At 48.6% G+C, this 19,713-nt stretch carries 18 protein-coding genes and 18 tRNA genes; 28 read left to right on the top strand and 8 right to left on the bottom strand.

All coding sequences use genetic code 11. The annotated features are described in order from the left end of the window. Positions 1–4 precede the first annotated feature (4 nt). The 18 genes from EKM75_RS11030 to EKM75_RS10945 all read left to right on the top strand — a co-directional run bounded on the left by EKM75_RS11030 (position 5) and on the right by EKM75_RS10945 (position 1,665). Positions 5–77: transfer RNA gene (locus EKM75_RS11030), tRNA-Val, on the top strand. 3 nt (positions 78–80) lie between these two features. Then, positions 81–153, top strand: a tRNA-Lys gene (locus tag EKM75_RS11025). Positions 154–204: 51 nt separating this feature from the next. Next, positions 205–277: transfer RNA gene (locus EKM75_RS11020), tRNA-Thr, on the top strand. 4 nt (positions 278–281) lie between these two features. Continuing rightward, positions 282–353: transfer RNA gene (locus tag EKM75_RS11015), tRNA-Gly, on the top strand. A 38-nt stretch (positions 354–391) separates the two neighbouring features. Next, positions 392–465 (top strand) — tRNA-Arg (locus EKM75_RS11010). A 6-nt stretch (positions 466–471) separates the two neighbouring features. Next, positions 472–545: transfer RNA gene (locus tag EKM75_RS11005), tRNA-Pro, on the top strand. Between the two features lie 27 nt (positions 546–572). Next, positions 573–646: transfer RNA gene (locus EKM75_RS11000), tRNA-Met, on the top strand. Positions 647–660: 14 nt separating this feature from the next. After that, positions 661–734 (top strand) — tRNA-Ile (locus EKM75_RS10995). A gap of 33 nt (positions 735–767) precedes the next feature. Continuing rightward, a tRNA-Ser gene (locus EKM75_RS10990) sits at positions 768–857 on the top strand. Between the two features lie 9 nt (positions 858–866). Beyond that, a tRNA-Met gene (locus EKM75_RS10985) sits at positions 867–940 on the top strand. A gap of 2 nt (positions 941–942) precedes the next feature. Beyond that, positions 943–1,016: transfer RNA gene (locus EKM75_RS10980), tRNA-Asp, on the top strand. Between the two features lie 54 nt (positions 1,017–1,070). Next, positions 1,071–1,143 (top strand) — tRNA-Phe (locus EKM75_RS10975). 19 nt (positions 1,144–1,162) lie between these two features. Further along, positions 1,163–1,233, top strand: a tRNA-Gly gene (locus EKM75_RS10970). Positions 1,234–1,239: 6 nt separating this feature from the next. Further along, positions 1,240–1,314: transfer RNA gene (locus EKM75_RS10965), tRNA-Ile, on the top strand. A gap of 4 nt (positions 1,315–1,318) precedes the next feature. Further along, positions 1,319–1,406: transfer RNA gene (locus tag EKM75_RS10960), tRNA-Ser, on the top strand. 11 nt (positions 1,407–1,417) lie between these two features. Further along, a tRNA-Glu gene (locus EKM75_RS10955) sits at positions 1,418–1,490 on the top strand. A gap of 25 nt (positions 1,491–1,515) precedes the next feature. Further along, positions 1,516–1,589 (top strand) — tRNA-Met (locus EKM75_RS10950). A gap of 2 nt (positions 1,590–1,591) precedes the next feature. Continuing rightward, a tRNA-Asp gene (locus EKM75_RS10945) sits at positions 1,592–1,665 on the top strand. A gap of 172 nt (positions 1,666–1,837) precedes the next feature. Here the strand turns inward: EKM75_RS10945 and EKM75_RS10940 are convergent. After that, a complete protein-coding gene (locus tag EKM75_RS10940) occupies positions 1,838–3,049 on the bottom strand; it encodes a DUF2075 domain-containing protein (RefSeq protein WP_225426711.1) in 1,212 nt (403 codons plus the stop codon). A 140-nt stretch (positions 3,050–3,189) separates the two neighbouring features. Further along, positions 3,190–3,702 (bottom strand): antibiotic biosynthesis monooxygenase, encoded by a 513-nt coding sequence (locus EKM75_RS10935; protein ID WP_125694570.1) that lies wholly within the window; start codon positions 3,700–3,702, stop codon positions 3,190–3,192. A gap of 126 nt (positions 3,703–3,828) precedes the next feature. Between EKM75_RS10935 and EKM75_RS10930 the strand changes: the two genes are divergently transcribed. The 3 genes from EKM75_RS10930 (at position 3,829) to EKM75_RS10920 (ending at position 6,102) form a co-directional block, all read left to right on the top strand. Then, complete coding sequence (locus tag EKM75_RS10930) at positions 3,829–4,569, top strand: MBL fold metallo-hydrolase (protein ID WP_125694568.1); 741 nt, start codon at positions 3,829–3,831, stop codon at positions 4,567–4,569. A 207-nt stretch (positions 4,570–4,776) separates the two neighbouring features. Further along, positions 4,777–5,184, top strand: a complete 408-nt coding sequence (gene spxA / locus EKM75_RS10925) for a transcriptional regulator SpxA (RefSeq protein WP_125694566.1) — start codon at positions 4,777–4,779, stop codon at positions 5,182–5,184. Between the two features lie 198 nt (positions 5,185–5,382). Beyond that, positions 5,383–6,102, top strand: coding sequence for an adaptor protein MecA (locus EKM75_RS10920; RefSeq protein WP_125694565.1), 720 nt, complete (start codon positions 5,383–5,385; stop codon positions 6,100–6,102). Between the two features lie 54 nt (positions 6,103–6,156). Here EKM75_RS10920 and EKM75_RS10915 read toward each other — a convergent pair whose 3' ends face one another. Genes EKM75_RS10915 through EKM75_RS10905 form a run of 3 tightly spaced genes read right to left on the bottom strand, consistent with a single transcriptional unit; the run spans position 6,157 to position 7,730 of the window. Then, a complete protein-coding gene (locus EKM75_RS10915) occupies positions 6,157–6,495 on the bottom strand; it encodes a hypothetical protein (protein ID WP_125694563.1) in 339 nt (112 codons plus the stop codon). A 29-nt stretch (positions 6,496–6,524) separates the two neighbouring features. Then, the gene (locus tag EKM75_RS10910; protein ID WP_125694561.1) at positions 6,525–7,091 is read right to left on the bottom strand and encodes a class I SAM-dependent methyltransferase; all 567 of its coding nucleotides are present in this window, start codon (positions 7,089–7,091) and stop codon (positions 6,525–6,527) included. After that, entirely contained in the window at positions 7,092–7,730 is a 639-nt protein-coding gene (locus tag EKM75_RS10905) for a phosphatase PAP2 family protein (RefSeq protein WP_125694559.1), read from the bottom strand. 394 nt (positions 7,731–8,124) lie between these two features. On the opposite strand from EKM75_RS10905, the gene leuS reads away from it, so the two are divergent. From leuS to EKM75_RS10890, 3 genes are all read left to right on the top strand, one after another. Further along, entirely contained in the window at positions 8,125–10,554 is a 2,430-nt protein-coding gene (gene leuS / locus EKM75_RS10900) for a leucine--tRNA ligase (RefSeq protein WP_125694557.1), read from the top strand. A 644-nt stretch (positions 10,555–11,198) separates the two neighbouring features. Continuing rightward, positions 11,199–11,957 (top strand): hypothetical protein, encoded by a 759-nt coding sequence (locus EKM75_RS10895; protein WP_125694555.1) that lies wholly within the window; start codon positions 11,199–11,201, stop codon positions 11,955–11,957. Between the two features lie 12 nt (positions 11,958–11,969). Beyond that, a complete protein-coding gene (locus EKM75_RS10890) occupies positions 11,970–12,641 on the top strand; it encodes an AAA family ATPase (protein WP_125694553.1) in 672 nt (223 codons plus the stop codon). Between the two features lie 117 nt (positions 12,642–12,758). Here EKM75_RS10890 and EKM75_RS10885 read toward each other — a convergent pair whose 3' ends face one another. Both EKM75_RS10885 and EKM75_RS10880 read right to left on the bottom strand, forming a co-directional pair. Next, a complete protein-coding gene (locus EKM75_RS10885) occupies positions 12,759–13,523 on the bottom strand; it encodes a flavodoxin family protein (RefSeq protein WP_125694551.1) in 765 nt (254 codons plus the stop codon). Between the two features lie 123 nt (positions 13,524–13,646). Beyond that, positions 13,647–13,967, bottom strand: a complete 321-nt coding sequence (locus EKM75_RS10880) for a hypothetical protein (RefSeq protein ID WP_125694548.1) — start codon at positions 13,965–13,967, stop codon at positions 13,647–13,649. A 333-nt stretch (positions 13,968–14,300) separates the two neighbouring features. Between EKM75_RS10880 and EKM75_RS10875 the strand changes: the two genes are divergently transcribed. Further along, complete coding sequence (locus EKM75_RS10875; protein WP_125694546.1) at positions 14,301–15,941, top strand: putative polysaccharide biosynthesis protein; 1,641 nt, start codon at positions 14,301–14,303, stop codon at positions 15,939–15,941. Between the two features lie 10 nt (positions 15,942–15,951). Further along, positions 15,952–16,632 (top strand): pseudouridine synthase domain-containing protein, encoded by a 681-nt coding sequence (locus tag EKM75_RS10870; protein ID WP_125694544.1) that lies wholly within the window; start codon positions 15,952–15,954, stop codon positions 16,630–16,632. Between the two features lie 82 nt (positions 16,633–16,714). Here the strand turns inward: EKM75_RS10870 and EKM75_RS10865 are convergent, their stop codons facing one another. Then, positions 16,715–17,548 carry an NAD(P)H-hydrate dehydratase gene (locus EKM75_RS10865; RefSeq protein WP_125694542.1) on the bottom strand — a complete coding sequence of 278 codons (834 nt, stop codon included), beginning with the start codon at positions 17,546–17,548 and terminating at the stop codon, positions 16,715–16,717. Between the two features lie 140 nt (positions 17,549–17,688). On the opposite strand from EKM75_RS10865, the gene pepV reads away from it, so the two are divergent. Then, a complete protein-coding gene (gene pepV / locus EKM75_RS10860; RefSeq protein WP_125694540.1) occupies positions 17,689–19,089 on the top strand; it encodes a dipeptidase PepV in 1,401 nt (466 codons plus the stop codon). A 33-nt stretch (positions 19,090–19,122) separates the two neighbouring features. After that, complete coding sequence (locus tag EKM75_RS10855) at positions 19,123–19,629, top strand: universal stress protein (protein WP_125694538.1); 507 nt, start codon at positions 19,123–19,125, stop codon at positions 19,627–19,629. Positions 19,630–19,713: the final 84 nt, after the last annotated feature.

The following is a 19,713-nucleotide window of genomic DNA, read 5'->3' as shown; positions in this document are numbered from 1 at the left end:
TTTTGGAGGATTAGCTCAGTTGGGAGAGCGTCTGCCTTACAAGCAGAGGGTCACAGGTTCGAGCCCTGTATCCTCCATATGAGCCGTTAGCTCAGTTGGTAGAGCATCTGACTTTTAATCAGAGGGTCGACAGTTCGAGCCTGTCACGGCTCATTCACCGTTTAGGTGAGTGACATTTGGATATTGAACGTCAATACTGGCTATGCCGACTTAGCTCAGTTGGCAGAGCACCTGTCTTGTAAACAGGGGGTCGGAAGTTCGAATCTTCTAGTCGGCATTTTGCGGAAGTAGTTCAGTGGTAGAACATCACCTTGCCATGGTGGGGGTCGCGGGTTCGAATCCCGTCTTCCGCTTAGCACCGAAAGGTGTTAAGCAATTAACTTCATATTTTGCACCCATAGCGCAATTGGATAGAGTGTCTGACTACGAATCAGAAGGTTGTAGGTTCGACTCCTACTGGGTGCATTTTAACGGGAAGTAGCTCAGCTTGGTAGAGCACCTGGTTTGGGACCAGGGGGTCGCAGGTTCGAATCCTGTCTTCCCGATTAAATAAATAACTTTATTTAACACTTCGCGGTGTAGCTCAGCTGGCTAGAGCGTTCGGTTCATACCCGAGAGGTCGAGGGTTCGATCCCCCCCGCCGCGATTTGGACTTGGACTGGACCTTTAGCTCAGTTGGTTAGAGCAAACGGCTCATAACCGTTCGGTCGTAGGTTCGAGTCCTACAAGGTCCATTACCAGAGGGGCACTTGTATTTGTTTCATTATGGAGGATTACCCAAGTCTGGCTGAAGGGAACGGTCTTGAAAACCGTCAGGTGAGTAAAATCACGCGAGAGTTCGAATCTCTCATCCTCCTTTATATTATCGCGGGATGGAGCAGTCTGGTAGCTCGTCGGGCTCATAACCCGAAGGTCGCAGGTTCAAACCCTGCTCCCGCAATTGGTTCGTTGGTCTAGTTGGTTAGGACGCCTCCCTGTCACGGAGGAGATCACGAGTTCGAGTCTCGTACGGACCGTTGCAGTACTTGTTCGTCCAAGTGTTGTAACCATATCTAATCTAAATGGCAAATGGCTCGGTAGCTCAGTCGGTAGAGCAATGGATTGAAGCTCCATGTGTCGGCGGTTCGATTCCGTCCCGCGCCATTAAATTTACTCAAATAATGCGGGTATAGTTTAGTGGTAAAACCACAGCCTTCCAAGCTGTTGTCGCGAGTTCGATTCTCGTTACCCGCTTTATTTGGGCCTATAGCTCAGCTGGTTTAGAGCGCACGCCTGATAAGCGTGAGGTCGATGGTTCGAGTCCATTTAGGCCCATTATGGAGAAGTACTCAAGTGGCTGAAGAGGTGCCCCTGCTAAGGGTATAGGTCGCGGAAGCGGCGCGAGAGTTCGAATCTCTCCTTCTCCGTTTTTAGTTTTGACCCGTTGGTCAAGTGGTTTAAGACACCGCCCTTTCACGGCGGTAACATGGGTCCGAATCCCATACGGGTCATCACCACATTTTAATATTATATTATCGCGGGATGGAGCAGTCTGGTAGCTCGTCGGGCTCATAACCCGAAGGTCGCAGGTTCAAACCCTGCTCCCGCAATTGGTTCGTTGGTCTAGTTGGTTAGGACGCCTCCCTGTCACGGAGGAGATCACGAGTTCGAGTCTCGTACGGACCGTCAGTGAAAGTCTTCCTGTGGGGAAGGCTTTTTTTGTATCTTCAGTTAGTGATGCCCCCCAGATGCTAATTAGGGGAGCGGTGTCCTAGATAGAGATAAGATACATTTAAAGACGGCGTCACAGCAATTCCTGCAGGAATTAGCTGTGGCGCCGTTTACGTTTAGGTTATTGTTAATCTTGGGCCAGATAGCGCCCCAAGCGCTCATCATGAGCAAAAATATAGAGACCATGAACGCCTCGTTTCATTAAGACGTTGATGGAGTTGAGAATCAGCTGCTTTTTAACCGCTGTTAATTCAGTTGGGTCAGTTAAATCAGCTCGGTGTTTGAAAGCTTCAACGTCTGTATATCGGTCAAGGTTAACCTGAAGCTGATTGTGTGCATTTAGACTTACCGGTGGTCCTAAAATGAGACCGACGTAATTAAGGTCAAATCCTTGGCAAGTATAAATTGAACCGACTTCATTGATGGTCTGTGGGAGTTCAGCCCAGGGAGTGCTTGTATAATTATACTGATCCCAAGGCATTCGGAACCGCCCCTCTTGGATATAATGATGGCCACCGTCCAGAGTGGAGGGATAGCCCGATGTGGAAACAATGCGTGAGAGACCCACCGCTGAATTACGTTTAACGATAGCCTGCCGCATTTGCTCAGCATCCGTGAAAATTCTGAGGTCATATGATGAACCAACATTGTGTGGGAGAGGTCGTAGTTGCCCATGACTAAACGCATTGATCCACGCAACAAGTTCGTCACTGGCTTGCATTCGAAATTGATGGGTCAGACGGTAAGTTTCCTGGCGATAGGGTGCCAGCAGTTTCTCTAAGCGGGCCTCCGTCCAAAAGCTTTTCATCCGCAGTACCTGCGTTTCATCGAAGACGAGAATAATTACTTTGGTTGTCTGTAACAGAGAGGTCAACTGGTTCGATCCGTAAAAATTGTTATAGTGATCGGCTTGTGATAATAAAAGATGCGCCTCGTCGATGACCAAAACATCGGCTTGCTTCTTACCCTGAGCAATTTGATTGATCAAGGACGTTGGTCGCTGAAAATCCTTTTTGAATAGGTGTGCTTGCGACCCCGCAATTTTCTTGTACACTTTGAGGATTTCTGGATGATTAACGAGAAAATAATTTTCCGTACCGGCCAACGGTGTTGTTGTGTCCGTTCGGGCAGCGGCCTGAATTTGTGCAAAGAGGTGGGCTAGAACTACGCTTTTACCGGTGCCTGCGTCGCCATAGATGGTGAAGATAGCCGGACCCGGGTTAACGATCTCCCGCTCCGTAAAAGCCATGATGTGTGCCACCAGCTGTGCTTGTTCATCAGTGAGGGGCAGATTGGGCGAAATTTTATCCGTCGCTGCATTTGAAACCTGACTGGTCAAATTATCGCCATCTTTCTAAACAGAATAGTCCCATTGTACCGCGAATTTTGGTGAAATCAAAAATCTGGTGAAAATCCAATGAAAAAAGGCAACCGAGATTGATCGGTTGCCAAATGATAATATTCACAAATGATGGCAAACTATTCTTCGTCTTCTTTTGGAAAACGGGTCGGTTCGTAAGTTGACGAGTGGTGGTGATTGGCACTAGTTGCGTAAAGATTGAAGGGCTTGAATGCATCAGAATTACGCCAAAGTGAAAAGGCTTGACTGCTTTCCCAAATGGTCAAGAGTACGTAGTCGCTAGGGTTTTTCTTCTTGGTCAAAACGTACATCGCCCGCAAGCCCATTGGCAGGTCGTTGATTGCTAGTAAATTTGCTTTGGCATCAAATACTTTGGCAGCATCTGCGTCGAACGTGAAGTAGTTATAGCTATAGAAACCATCCCAAGTTGATACGCCAGCGTGCAGTTGGACATCGTAGTCGAGCTCAGTGGTGAATTGGCTCGGTTGCCCAGAAATGTCTAGTAGCTGTAAGGACTCTTCTGCGTTACCACCCGAATTGGCGAGCAACTTAAACTGACGATCTGGATTCTCAGCGACAATCTTTTTCAGTACAGCAGGACTTCCAAATGAAAATGATAATTCGTGAAGCATATCCATCCCTCCTAACAACTTTGTTACCCTTAGTATAAGAGACTTCCAACGAAAAGCGAAACGTTTACACTCCGAAGCCGACGCGCTACACTGGTAACAATTACAAGAACCAGAAAGGATGACATTATGCAACTCACAATTTTAGGCTGTTACGGCGGTTACCCCCACAACGGGGTGGGAACGAGTAGTTATCTCTTGACCAGTGGTGATTACCATTTACTCTTAGACTGTGGCAGTGGGGCATTACTGGCATTGGAAAAGGTTTTGAATCCGCTGCAATTGAATGCTGTCTTACTGACGCACTACCATCATGACCACACGGCCGATGTGGGTGTTCTTCAGTACCTTTGGCAGTTGGCAGCTGGGGCAAAGGCTGAACCCGTCCTCCCAATTTATGGCCATACGGCTGATCCATTGAATTTTGGCGCGCTGACTTGGCCGAACGCTACGGTTGGACAGGCCTATGATCCAAAGCAGACGTTGAACTTAGGACCATTTAAGATTGATTTTCTAGAGACTCATCACCCGGTTCCAGCATATGCCCCACGAATTACCGAGGTCCAAACGGGCGAAACTTTAGCCTTTACGGCGGATACAGCTGCCTTTGAGGGGCTGACCCCGTGGGCTCAGAATGTGGACGTGTTACTGGCTGATACTAATTTCTACGCTGATCATCAGGGGACGGCTTGGCACCTCACATCGACACAAGCGGGCCAGTTAGCGTGTGATGCAGCGGTTAAACGCTTGCTGCTGACACATTTACCTCAAACAGGTCGCTTAGACCAGCTTCAGGTAGAAGCGCAAGCGGCGGCTGGGACGGCTATTCCAGTAGAAGTCGTTCAGCCGGGAATGACATATAAAATCTAATTGTTTTTATTCGATAAAAGTAAATTGACCGAAACCATCTGATTAACAATAAATGCTGATTGTGTAATAGTGACGGGAGGAAATAGTCATGTCGGGTAATATTGTTTATTAATTTATTTCTAAAAAACTCTTCCAATTCTCAGAAAACCCTGTATAATAGAACTATTAAATGATTTATACAAAGAGCTCGAGAGGGAGGAAAAGATTATGACAGTCACACTTTACACATCACCCAGTTGTACCTCTTGCCGCAAGGCCCGTCTTTGGTTTGAAGAACACGGTATCGCGTATCGTGAACAAAACATCTTCTCCGAACCCTTGACAATTGATCAGATCAAATCGATTTTACGGTTGACTGAAGATGGAACTGAAGAAATTGTTTCAACCCGTTCTAAGGCTTACCAAGAATTAACCGTAGATCTAGATGACTTACCCTTACGTGAGCTGTATGATCTTATTCAAAAGAATCCGGGAATCTTGCGTCGACCAATTATGGTGGACGATAAGCGGCTCCAAGTTGGGTTTAATGAAGAAGAAATTCGGCGTTTTCTGCCCCGTCAGGTCCGTGCAATGGAATTGGAACGGGCGCAACGGCTGGTTAATGGGTCTAGATAAATGGCAAATATTGGGAAATTCAATAAAAAACTTATGGAAACCTCATCTGTAAGCTTAATTAGTTGCATCTAATCGGATTTGTGAGAAAATATTACTTGCAGTCCGGTTTTTTGGTATGATGACTTTACAAGTAAGTTTAAATGACTAGAATGAGTATCAAGGACAATACCCAAAACCCACGAGAAAGGGGTGTTATTCATGGAGATGGAACGAATCAATGAAAATACGATTCGGGTGGTTATCGGTAACGATGACCTGAGCGAACGCGGTATCACCGTCTTAGACTTGTTGGGTAACCACAAGCAAATTGAGGGCTTTTTCTATAGTATTTTGGAAGAAGTCGACGTTGATCATCAATTTCAAGATAATGAGGCAGTTACCTTCCAGGTGCTGCCTAACCGTAATGGTCTAGAATTGTTTATCAGTAAGAATGCAGACGAGGACGCAGCGGAAGAGGCAGATGCCGATGCTAGCGTCGATAGTGATCACCCCGATCAAGTATCGGATCAAATTAAGGAGCATTTATTGGAAAAAGATGGCCAAAAGGATCTCTTCTCCACGTTTAAATCAGCTACTAGCGATTCGAACGATATCGAAGACTATTTGAGTGATAGTGGTCAACCGACCACTAAACGGGTGGTTAAACTCCACTCGTTTGAAGATATGATTAACCTTGCCCGGGTGTTGCGTTTAGAAAATGCAGCTTCCAATTTATACCGTTACAACGATGATTTTTACTTGGAACTGGTCTTCTTTGTAAACGAATCTTCCCGCGAATCCATTAAGGATGAACTCGCCGTGGCGTACGAATATGGGGATAAGACCAAGGTAGCGCCTGACGTCTTGGCTGAACATGGTCAAATGATCATGGAAAACAGTGCGTTAGAGCTGACTCGGTTCCATTTTTTAAGCGATTAACAAGTAAAAAAAGCTGAAGCAAATTTTGCTTCAGCTTTTTTTGTGGTCAAATTGCTATCGATAGTAGTTATGCCAATAGGAATTCATGGTTATCTTATGCCGGCCATAATAGTGCAGGTTGATTGTAAAACCCTGGGAATGTGCATATTTAAAGTGGTACTTGTGGTTCCCAACGTACCGCCACTTAACCTTGACGGTCTTTTCACCAGTATAATGAATTTTATGTTTGTAGATGTGGACGCCCTGACTGTGGTTATCACGAGCAGTCCAGTAGCCGCGCATCTTGTGAGGAATGGCCGTTGAATGCCAGGTGGCTGCTTGCACAGGTGCGGGTAGGGCGGTGGAAATACCGACCGCAGTCATCGCAATCAGTAACAATAGAATTTTTTTCATTGTCCGTACTCCTTTAACTAAAGATTAAGTTACCGGCGTTCAATCGCCAGTAAAAATGGTGGCTGGTGAATTTGATTAATAAACCCGTACTGCAGAACCTGGTAAGTTTTTTGTGGCAGGTGCTCACAAAAATCAACGACCGCGGCCCGTTCCGTTTGGCCACCAGGATGACCGTAGTAGACCACTAAGATAATGCGGCCACCGCGGGGGAGGTGGGGCAGCAAGGCTTTGATTGCCATCAAAGTGGTATTGGGCTTTGTGATGACGGACTTATCGCCACCCGGTAAATATCCTAGGTTGAAGATGGCCGCGGTAACTTGAGTCTCAGGTGCCAGATACGTGGCCACATTTTCATGTCCAGTCGCGTGCAGGTCGACCTGTTTGCCCAAGCCAGTCAACGCTAGCTGCTGTTGGGTGGCATCCAGGGCAGCTTGTTGAATATCAAAGCCAATGACGTGACCAGTTGGCCCAACTAGATTTGCCAGAAAAATGGTATCGTGGCCTTGACCAACAGTAGCGTCAACTACGGTGGCACCGGGTCCCACACATTCGGTAAGTAACGTGTGACTATACGTTAAAGCATTTGGTAAATTCATTTATAATCCATCTCCATAACGCGTTAAGAACCACTGGCTCAAGGTCAGCAGGACAAAGCCCAGTGACCAACCCGCAATCACATCGGTTGGGTAGTGCACGCCGACGTAGATTCGCGATAGGCCAATAATAACGATCCAGCAACTCAACAGTAGGGTGACTCCCCAACGCCAGTTACGATGCCGACGGAGCGACCAGCCCAGCAACACAATGACCGAACCCCACAGGAGCATGGCCGTAATCGAGTGGCCACTTGGAAAACTGAACGAACCGGCGGTGACCAGTCGATCAACTGTGGGTCGGGGACGCTGGACCATATGCTTGATCAAGCTGTTGCCAATGCCAGCCCAAATCAGGACGTTGACCGTCAAAAATAGGGCGCCCCGATACCGCTGCAAGATTGCCAGAGCAGCAATTAAGAGTAAGGTGACCCAGGTCACTGGCCGTGGATTGCCGGAATTGGTGATGGCGATAATCAGGTGAGTCAGTGAATGGGGCAGTGGGTGCCGAATCAGGTGAATAATTGTCTGGTCAATGGCCTTGAGCCAATTTTGCTGGGTGACCACGCCAAAAAGGTCCAGTAAAAAGAGAATGCCAGCGCCCCAGGTGCAACGCCAGCGTAATTTAGAAATGGTCGTCAATGGTGGACCTCCTTAAGCTTTTTATGAATTTAGTATAGCACACCCCCGTTCGCAATTGGGTTTTACCCGTGTTCCCCTTGCTTTTCATGGAGGCTTTTGCTAAGATGAAAACAATTTGATTATGCAAAACGTTGACGAGAAGTAGTAGTCAGGCGGGGTATCCAGCAAGCGGATGGGTGATGTGAATCCGTTACCGTGCCAGACGAACTTGTCTCCGAGTTTTTCTCTGCCGCAAGGTGGGCGTTTGGCGACGTTATCAGCCGGAATGAGCCCCAACAGATGGTTGGGGAAATGTAGGTGGTACCGCGCTAAAACGCCCTGCAGAGGCCCATTTTGGGCTTCTGGGGGCTTTTTTTGTGGCACAACGTAGACTTAATAAAGGGAGCGAAGACTTTTGGCATACAAACACCAAATTATCGAACGCAAATGGCAACACTACTGGCGCGTCAATGAGACTTTCAAGACCGCTGACAATCAGAATAAACCGAAATACTATGTCTTAGATATGTTCCCTTACCCTTCAGGCCAAGGGCTGCACGTGGGTCATCCAGAAGGATACACGGCAACCGACATCATGGCCCGTTTGAAGCGGATGCAAGGCTTCAACGTTCTGCACCCAATGGGCTGGGACGCCTTTGGCCTGCCTGCTGAGCAGTACGCTTTGAAGACGGGACACAATCCTAAAGATTTCACTGCCCACAACATCAAAAACTTTAAGCGTCAAATTCGCTCATTAGGTTTTTCTTACGACTGGAGTCGTGAAGTAAACACCACTGACGAATCTTACTACAAGTGGACACAATGGATTTTTGAACAGATGTACAAGAAGGGCTTAGCCTACGAAGATAAAATCATGGTCAATTGGGCACCTGACTTTATGGGTGGGACCGTTGTGGCCAACGAAGAAGTCGTTGATGGCAAGACTGAACGGGGCGGTTACCCTGTTTACCGCGTACCAATGCGCCAATGGGTCTTAAAGATCACGGCTTATGCTGACCGGTTGCTGGATGACCTAGATGATCTGGATTGGCCAGAAAGCATCAAGGAAATGCAACGAAACTGGATCGGTCGTTCTGAAGGGGCCAGTGTCTTCTTCCCAGTTGATGGGCAAGAAGACACCAAGGTTGAGGTCTACACGACTCGTCCGGATACGTTATTTGGAGCTACTTATATGGTCTTGGCACCAGAACATGCCCTGGTTGATCAGATTACGACACCAGAACAGGCTGAGGCTGTTAAGGATTATAAAGAAGCGATTGAAAGTAAGTCAGATTTGGAACGGACTGACTTGAACAAGGATAAGACCGGGGTCTTCACCGGTGCTTACGGTGTTAACCCATTGAGCGGTGCCAAGGTGCCAATTTGGATCGGTGATTACGTGCTGGCATCCTACGGGACCGGGGCTATCATGGCCGTGCCGGCTCATGATGACCGGGACCACGACTTTGCTACGAAATTCAACCTGCCAATCGTTCAAGTAATTGCTGGTGACGATGACACCGATGTGCAAGCAGCTGCTTACACCGGTGATGGTGCACACGTCAACTCGGGCTTCTTGGATGGGTTGGATAAGAAGACGGCCATTTCTAAGGCCATCGACTGGTTGGAAGAAAACCATGTCGGCCACAAACAGGTCAACTTCCGGTTACGAGACTGGATTTTCTCTCGTCAACGTTACTGGGGTGAACCAATTCCCGTTATCCACTGGGAAGACGGCGAAACAACGCTGGTTCCGGAAGACGAGTTACCACTCAAGTTACCAGCTGCCAAACAACTGGAACCCTCAGGAACCGGTGAGAGTCCACTGGCAAACCTGGATGACTGGGTTAACGTCGTGGATGAAAACGGGCGTAAAGGGAAGCGTGAAACGAACACCATGCCACAATGGGCCGGGAGTTCATGGTACTTCTTGCGTTACGTTGATCCTAAGAACAATGAAGCCATTGCCGACCCAGACAAATTGAAGTACTGGATGCCAGTCGATCTCTACATTGGTGGGGCTGAACATGCCGTTCTTCATTTACTGTACGCTCGGTTCTGGCACAAGTTCCTGTATGACCTCGGGGTTGTGCCAACCAAGGAACCTTTCCAGAAGTTAGTTAACCAGGGGATGATCCTGGGAACGAACCACGAAAAGATGTCCAAGTCTAAGGGGAACGTCATCAATCCTGATGAAATCGTCGAAAAGGACGGGGCCGATACGCTTCGTCTTTACGAAATGTTCATGGGGCCAATTGAAGCTTCGAAGCCTTGGAGTACTGAGGGTATCAATGGTTCTCGTCGCTGGCTTGATCGAGTTTGGCGTCTGCTGATCGATGACAACAACCATTTGCGTGATTGGGTGACGATGATCAACGATGGTGCGTTGGATAAAATCTACAACCAGACGGTCAAGACAGTAAGTGAAGACCTTGAAGCGATGCGCTTCAACGTGGCTATTTCGCAATTGATGGTCTTCGTTAACGAAGCTTACAAGGCCGATAGTCTGCCATTGATCTACATGGAAGGTTTCGTCAAGCTGATTTCACCAATCGTGCCACATATCGCCGAAGAACTCTGGTCATTGATGGGCCACGATGAAACGATTGCCTACGCTAAGTGGCCAACCTACGACGAAAAGCAATTGGTTGAAGACGTGGTTGAAATGGTCGTTCAAGTGAACGGTAAGGTTCGGGCACACCTCAAGGTTGCGAAGGATGCAGCCAAGGATGATATCGAAGCAGCTGCTCTGGCTGACGATGTGGTCAAGACCCATACCGATGGCAAGACGATTCGTAAGGTCATTGTGATTCCAGGCAAATTGGTCAACATTGTGGCTAACTAAGCATAAGCGTTTGTTGGAAGGTTTAGTCTAAGTATACTTTAAGGGTCTGAGACAAAAGTCTCGGACCCTTTTTAGCGTCAATTTTATCTTGCTGACATGGGTGCCGAGGGCAAGATACTGTGGCTCATATCTTGATAATTCTAAAAGTGGGTAACAGAAGGCTGGAGATAAATTATTTACTTCGATCCAGTATTAGCAAGCGTCGTTACCACTAATCTTCTGTAAATTGGTTACATGCCAGAGACCAGAGGATTCAGACGTGGTGATCGCTGGTTAACCTTAATCACGGTAAAAGATGTTAAATGTGTTCATGATGACTAACCTAGTTGACAACAAGATACCGCGTCAGCCGATAGGTCGTCAGATATGGGCTCAGGTGCATCGTTCTGCTTAATTAGTAGATGGGTTTCCTACTGGCTTAGCAGAAGACCAAGCTTGTAGACTCGGTTTTTTCGAGGCTTCAAGTTGTGTCTGCACCGTTCCAGCCCATATCTGGCGGCCGGTAAGGCAGAGGGATGGTACTTGCTTAACTTTTTTAACGTTCAGTTGGCTAATAGCGTGGTGGCCAAACTAATGAAGGGTTTAGTCGTGCAATTCGACTGGCAGTGGTCATAATGAGACTCATTAAGGGGGAGGGGTCGCGTATGTGGCGAAAACTGCGAACGCTAAGTAAGTTTGAGTGGCAGATGACCTGGGCAGATAAGTCTATCCTATTCTTTACACTGATTGCGCCCACGATTTATTTTGTGGTGGCGGCAGTGAATACTAATGGTCATCCGTTGGGAACTGGTAACGCATTAGTCCAGCTCACCGGTTACTGGGCCTACATCGTCTTGGTGGGCGTGTTAAATGGTTTTGAATTTGGTCTGATCAACTTGCGAGAGACCAATTTTTTGAAAATGTTTACGGTGATTGCTGGTGATCGACGGTTAATTTTTTACAGTAACTTGGCAATTCAAACGTTATTTATTCAGATTGAGATGGTGTGCTTTGATGCCGTGGTCGTTGCCCTTGATCCGACTACAATTCAGTATTTACCAGACATGGCGGCCGCTCTACTGTTAAACTTTTTGTTAGTTCCGATCATTGCTGGGTTCACCAACTTTTTCTTACTGATGCCCATTAAGGGGAATACTATTGCGTTGATTGTGATGGGCTATATCGCGGTGGGGATGCTGCTGATCAACGTCAGCCTTCCGAACGAATGGGCCCTGAATATCTTATTAACCAGTCTTAATCCGTGTTCATACGTTGTGTTATTTTATGCGGCATTTCTAAATTTGGCTCACGCAACGACTGGTTTTAATGGCACGATGTTAGTGGTAGTGGGTCTCTTCTATCTCATGGTGGGCTACTATCCGGTCCGTCACATGCGATTACAGTCACAGACTAGTCGATACTAAGGGGGACGTGTCATGCAAATTCAGGATTATTCACTGGTATTACCAGATGGGCGGCAGCTCTTTAATCGGCTTACCGCAGAATTTGTGCCGGGTAAGGTTAATATTTTATTGGGTGCTAACGGTGTGGGGAAGACGACGTTGCTGGACCTAATTGCGGGAGTGCGTGCCGGCGATCGGTCACATCTCCTGGGTTTTCCAACCATGGGCCATATTGGTTATGAGATGCAGGGAGCCCCCTTTACGGGGAACGTCACTGTATTGGAAGCCTTACAGATGATGCGGGTGTTGGATGACCCTGCGGCAACCCTCGAAGTGGCGGACCTACCGGCGGACTTACAAGCGATAGCGCATACTCGCTTTAAAGCTCTCTCTGGCGGGCAACGGCGATTAGTTTTATTCACTGGGATTTGCCAGTTGCGACGTGACCTTTACTTGTTTGATGAACCAGAAAATGGGCTGGACCTTCGTGCGGTTAAAAGGGTCATGGCGCAGATCAGTCGGCTAGCCTCGTCTGGACGAACGGTTATCATGACGACTCATCAGCTGCGGGCTTTACCAGAGGGGAACACTCAGGTGTTGGTCCTGGCTGGTCAGTGTATTGCGTTTGCAGGAACACCAGCCGAATTTATGGCGGAGACTCAGACCGGGAGTTTAGAGGCTGCTTATCTCAAAGGAGTCAGTTGAGATAGAGGGGCCAGCAGACGGTTGGCTACCTGTGAATATCCGTTTCAGTAAAACAAATTTAGCGTTAAAAAAGGGGCTGGGAATTTATCCCGGCCCCTTGTATGTAAATGAATTAATTTACCGTCGACGGTGTCGGACGAAGGTAAAGAAGTGCAGAATGCTGGCAAGTAAAACGTAGAAGATGACCACGAAGGTGGCGTAGGTCAGCCAGAATTTTCCGGCGGCAAAGACGCCAAACCACCAAGCCTGGAGGCCCATCGTAATGAGAGCCATGACGGCAATCATGATGAATAATAAGATATATCGTTTCAAAGTGTTATCATCCTTTCGTGGCCGGTTGGCAATCTTTTTCCCCCAGCGGGTGCATTCAGCAAGCTTTTCAGGCCGTGGTTTCTTAGTTCCCCAGGTACCGGTTCCGACGAATTCACCGACCTTTATCAGACCAGCACCGGTCAACACGCGGTCGATGGTCACAAAGGTTTGATCGGTAATACCAGTCGCCAGATTTTCAGTGGAGCTGATGAAGCAGCTCGTCATACTTAAGTAGTGTTTATCTTTGTATTTACCAGGTAGGGTGTCCGCCACAGAGTTCATGCGGACCAACCGGAACCGCATACAATCAAAAAATTGTTTCATGACACCAGACATGCCACCCCAATAGGTTGGCGCGCAGATAATCCAAAAATCACTGGCCGCCATCTTAGCCTCAATTTCGTCTAACGCGGGACAACTTTGTTCCTTCGTGTCGGGATAAATATCGTAGTCGCGCAGGAAGACGGTCTCCACATTGGCTGAATCGGGGAGGGCCGCGGTAACGGCATCCAAGTAACCAGCAGTGATGCCGTGGCGCTCATGACTACCGAGTAACGCTAAATAACGCAATTGAATCGCCTCACTCTCTAAACTAATTATCTCTTCAGTATACCGCATCCAATTTGGTTGGACAAAAGGAAGGTTGGCAAACAAAAAGGCCCGCAGATAGTCTGCGGGTCCAGTTGATTTAGGTTAGAGCAATTCAGTTAAGATGGCGAAGAACCGATGACGAATGGTTTCCGTTTGCCCCGTCTTAGAGAATTGGTAGTTTAAAACGTGTCGGTCAAATTCGTGGAAGAAGACGTCAGCCATCGTGGTGTAATCACTATCGTTGGTTTGGTCGATCCGCTTGAAACTGCGCCAGGTCGAATAAATTAATTGCGCGTCAGAAATCGCCTCTAACTCTGGGAAGTTTCCCCGGATGCTCTTGGTCATCTTCACGACTTGTTTTGCCCGTTCTGGTGACATCTGCATCTTTGGTGCTGCGGTGGAACCAGCTGTTGCCTGCGTCATATTGGCATTCCTCCTTGAATATACTGTGTCTTTGCCTACTTCCAGCATACCACTGTTCGGGATGTTCGGTAAGAATTCTGCTGGCGCTTTGGGTGATTTGCCTGAAAAGTCTCGTTATTTTGACGAAATTAGCGGTTTGGTGGTAAAAATCATCTAAACGCGGTGGGTCTCATTTCACCGGTTACCACGATAGAACCTGCGACCGATATCAAAATCTTAACGGAATTCTGACTTTTGCGGGGGAAAAGCTATGGTATAATGTTTGTTTGATTAGCTTGGAATTATCCAAGCCCGGATTACGTTGAATTTTACAAATTGAAAGTAGGGTGTCAAATGGCGGCAAGTTCAGAAAATTCTGGAAACCAAGCCAGCACGCAGGACCAGATGGTTGCGGGGTCAGCGTGGATGACGGCGGGAAGTATTCTCTCGCGGATTCTCGGAGCGGTTTACATTATCCCTTGGAATATTTGGTTTGGAGCCTTTTATTTGCAAGGAAACGCGTTATACGGAAAAGGGTACAACATCTATAGTTTCTTCCTGATTGCGGCGATCGCCGGGGTGCCTTCCGCAATTGCCAAGCAGGTGGCTCACTATAACGCATTAAATGAGTATGGTATCAGTGTCCGCCTCTATAAACGAGGACTAGAAATAGCTATTTTAACCGGGGTCGTGATTGCCTCATTGATGTACTTTGGGGCGCCGCTCTTTACGGGGGGCGACCAAAACCTGGTTCCCGTCCTGCACTCGTTGGCGTGGGCAATTCTGATTATTCCAACCATGAGTCTGACGCGGGGCTACTTCCAGGGTTTCCAGCAAATGGCACCGTCCGCCATCTCCCAGTTTGTGGAGCAATTGGTTCGGGTCATCTATATGTTGGGTGCCGCTTTTATCATTATGCGGGTCCTGAAGGGCAACTGGATCACCGCGGTTTCACAGTCAACCTTTGCGGCCGCAGTCGGGGCCTTCGGGGGTCTGTCGATTCTCGGTGTCTACTATTGGCGGCGGCGGCATGAGTTCCGTTCGCTGGTAGCTAACAGTAACAATGAAATGGTGGTGCCGGCCAAGCAATTGTATCAAGAAATCATCGCACAAGCCGTTCCATTCATTGTCTTAGGTGCGGGGATCACGATTTTTCAACTGATTGACCAATACACCTTTGCACCCATTATGCATCTGGCTGGTACCTATACGGCCGCTCACCTGAACGACTTATTCGCGCTGTTCGGGGTGAACGCCAATAAATTAATTATGATTACGATTTCCTTATCGTCAGCACTAGCCGTTACCGTGGTGCCATTGCTCTCTCAAAGCTATACGCAGGGCAATAAAAAGGATATTTCGGCACAATTAACGAATGCCTTCATGATGTTTGAATTCGTCATGATTCCCAGTGCGCTGGGGATGGCCGCAATTGCCCGCCCACTGAACCTGGTATTCTACGGGACGACGCATGAGGCTTTGGCCGCGTCGTTGCTCGCCTTCTCTTCTTACCTGTCGATTTTGTTGGGGCTTTACACGGTCGTTGCAGCGTTGATGCAGGGAATCTCTCAGAACAAACGTGCCGTTCGGTACTTCTTAGTCGGGACTATTGTGAAATTTATCGTCCAGTGGCCGCTGGTTTACTTCTTTGGTGCCTTTGGTCCGCTGATTGCGACTGGTTGTGGATTCCTGGTCGCTTGTTACCTGATTGTTCACTGGTTGAATAACCAATTTGGCATTAACTACGCAAGCATTGCCAAAAAGACTAACGGTATCCTACTGTCAGCCTTAGGAACCTTTGCATTAGCCCGCGGTGTTGCTCTGTTGGGTGGTCTGCTGGGGAGTCAGGGTCGGGTCATCAACTTCTTGATTGTGGCAGTGGCTGCGGTTATCGGGGGCTACTTCTACGTTTACTCTGTTTTGAAGTCACGACTGGCCGATGCTATTCTCGGGTCACGCGTTGCCGGTCTGCGTCGGCGCCTACACATTCGTTAGGAGGTCAAACATGAACATTGAACGTTACTTAACGGAACACCGTCAGGGGACACCCGGACAAATTTTTCGACTGCTACGACAGGGTCGAGTTACGGTCAATGACGTCGTGGTTGATTCTCCTCGTAAACTAGTGACGAGCCAGGATGACGTTCGCGTTGACAAGTTGGCTGTTGCTGGTCGTCAGCCACAATACTACGTCTTTAATAAGCCCATGGGGTTTCAGCTGAGTCTGGACCCTACGGCGCCGCGGAGCTTGGGAAGCCTGTTAAATGGCTTCGATCAACAGTGGCAGTTACAAGCGCTGACTGATTTGCCTCGGGAAGCCGTGGGTGCCGTCATTGCCAGTGATGATACGCAATTCTTGATGGACGTGGATGCCCAGAACTGGCTCAGTACCTGTCGGGTACAGTTGACCGGGGTCACCGTTCCTGAAATAGCCACTAATCCGGCTTTTCAAAATTTAACGACCCAAGTTGATCAGATTAGTCAGACCATGACTATCAGTCTGCAAACGGCTGACGTAGCCGCAGCGGTAGCGACTCTGAGCCAACTAACTGGTGTGACTGGTCCGGTTGAACGGACGGCGCTGGGGCCACTAAGCTGCCCTGTTGACTTAGCGATTGGAACCTATCGCGGACTGACTGCCAGTGAAATTGACAGTTTGTTGGGCGAAGGCATTCCTACAAAGTAAATTTAATCGTTAATAAAAAACTGTGTAGGCTCTAAATTGGGCCGCACAGTTTTTTTGTACCATATTTTAAATGATAAGTTTATTAACCTTCGTGGGCTTTCATAAATTGCGGTAATTGCGCCACGATTTGATGTGGTAAGACTACGTACTGCGTCTTCGCCAGTTTCTCAGCGATGGCACTGTGGCTGTAGACCGCGGCTAAGACCGCTTGGTCCGTATCCTTAAACTGAGCGGTGAAACCACCGACCATGCCGGCTAATGTATCGCCCATGCCACCGGTTGCCTGAGCGGGAGTACCAATGGTATTCTCGTAGACACCGTTATCCGTGTAGACTTGGGTGCGGTGAGATTTCAGGACGATGGTCGCGTCCAGCTGGTCGATGATTGCTAGGTTCCAATCCACCGTTTGTTTGTCGATGGCAATACCACTCAATCGTTGCCACTCCATTTGGTGCGGTGTCATGATGAGGTGCGTCTCTGGCAAAGGTAGGTGGCGTTCGGCAACTAGGGTGATTGCAGAACCGTCAATGACCAAAATTTGGTCGGATTGAATCACGTTGAAGACGTCTGCCAAAACGGCTGCGGCTTCATCATCGGTTCCGAGACCGGGGCCTACGACCACGACGTCAGATCCCTTGATGAGTTCACGGGATTGGTCGAAGTCGGTAATGTCGGCGAACATGGCTTCCGGCAACCGAGCGTGAAGAGCGTCTTGGTTGCTGGCGTCGGTGATGGTCGTTACCAGGCCAGCACCGGAATAAACGGCGGCTTCACTGGCCATGATGATAGCGCCTCCAAAATTGCGGTTACCACCAATCAAGGTCACCCGGCCGTAGGTTCCCTTGTAGCTATCGGCGGCGCGTTGTTGGATTGTTGCCGCCAGAATATTTTCAGTTAAAGGTTGTGCTTCTTGCATGCGATTAGCCTCCTCTTATGTATCTTTTCCAGTATAGCATGTTCCGCCGTGAAATCGGCTTACATTTGGCGGGGGGTATGCTAAAATTGGAGACAGTTAACCTGGACGTTTGGTCCGAATAAAATGAAGGAGGTCCAATCATGGCAATTGATTGGCAAAAGCTAGCAGAAAAGTATCACCAGGACTACGTTGCAGACCTAACCACGTTGGTCGGCATCGATAGTTCACGAGATGATTCCAAGGCCACCGATGATTATCCATTGGGTCCTGGTCCCGCCAAGGCCTTGCTCGCATTTTTAGACTTGGCCAAGCGTGACGGTTTTAAGACGACAAATTTAGATAATTTAGTGGGTTACGTGGAATATGGTGAGGGCGATGACACGCTCGCCATCCTGGGCCACGCCGACACGATGCCTGGTGGTAAGGGGTGGCACACGGATCCCTTTACGTTGACTAAGAAGGATGGCAAGCTGTACGGTCGTGGTACGTCCGACGACAAGGGGCCAGCTCTAGCAGCCTACTACGGTTTGAAGATGTTGAAGGACGAGGGAATTATCCCTAAAATCAAGATTCGGTTCATCATTGGTACCGACGAGGAGAGCGACTGGACGGGGATGAACCACTACCTTGACCTGGAACCCGCACCAACGTTGGGCTTCTCACCTGACGCCGAATTTCCACTGATCAATGGTGAAAAGGGTAATGTCACCTTCACTTCCCACTTTAGCGGTAGTAACGGTGGTACCGTAAGCTTACGCGACTTTGAGGCCGGCTTACGGGAAAACATGGTTCCGCGAGATGCTGAGGCCACGGTTGTGGGCAGCAAACCGGAACAGCTTATCGCTGATTTTACGACCTTCCTGACAAAAGTTCCCGTCACCGGTGAAGCTGAACAGGTAGCCGATGGTGTTCACTTACAGGTGATCGGTAAAGCAGCACACGGCATGGAACCTAAGAATGGCATCAATGCCGGGACTTTCTTAGCAACGTTCCTGAACCAATACGATTTTGGTGGGGATGCTGCTGATTTCCTCGGTCTGTTGGCAAATAGTCTCCATGATGATTCTCGCGCAACCAAGTTGGGGATTGCCTACACGGACGAGGTGATGGGCGACCTCACCATGAACGTCGGCGTGATGACCTTTAAGGCTGATGAAGGTGGCCTGATCAACACTAATTTCCGGTACCCAACTGGGACTGGTGCTGCTGATATCAAGGCTGGTTTGGAGAAAGCTGAGGCTGAAATGGCCGTGACGCTAAAGCAGGGTCGAGAAATGGTGCCACACTACGTTGATCCAGCAGACCCAATCGTGGCAACCTTGATGGACGTTTACCGGCAACAGACTGGTGACTTGACCGCCCAACCAGAAGTCGTGGGTGGCGGGACGTATGGTCGGTTGATGAAACGGGGCGTGGCCTTCGGTGCATTGTTCCCTGGAACTCAGGACACGATGCATCAAGCTGATGAATTCCAACCAGAAGCTGATTTGTTGAAGGCGATGGCCATTTATGGTCAAGCCATCTACGAATTGACCAAGTAGTTTACCTAAAAATTGGTCAAAGGAGTGGTAGGGATGACGGAAAGATATCAACACATTCTCGTTGGTGTGGATGGTTCTAAGCAGGCACGACGGGCATTGGACAAGGCCATTGCGGTGGCAGTCAGAAATGAGGCTGAACTGATCATTATCACCATTATGAGCGGCGGCGACTACGTGGGCCTGGGGAACAACACCCGGGTCGGCTTTGGCTACGTCGACCAACAGGTAATGGATGAAGAACGGCAGATTCAAGAAAAAACAGTCGACGAGTACCGGCAACGGGCCCAAAAGGCGGGTGTCAAGCAGGTGGTTACTTCCGTGTACTACGGTCACGCGAAGGTCGACTTGGCGCGGACATTGCCTAAGGACTATCACGCGGACCTGATTATGATTGGAGCCACCGGGGTCAACGTTGTGGAGCGCATGTTGATGGGATCCACGGCGAGTTACGTGGTCGCGAACGCTGTTTGTGACGTGCTGATTGTTCGGACTGATTTAGAGAATCATGCGTCGAACCTGAAGCATTTGCCAACGGCCTAGTTAGGTTTAACAGTCATAATGACTTGTAAAAGATGTTGCTTGGTTAACGTGGTTAGCCTGGTTTCATCTTTTTTGTGTTGAATC

Origin of the sequence: Levilactobacillus tongjiangensis, assembly GCF_003946345.1 — a bacterium.
Lineage (GTDB): Bacteria > Bacillota > Bacilli > Lactobacillales > Lactobacillaceae > Levilactobacillus > Levilactobacillus tongjiangensis.
The sequence above is the reverse complement of the archived record's forward strand: the minus strand, read 5'-3'. Positions and strand labels throughout refer to the sequence as shown.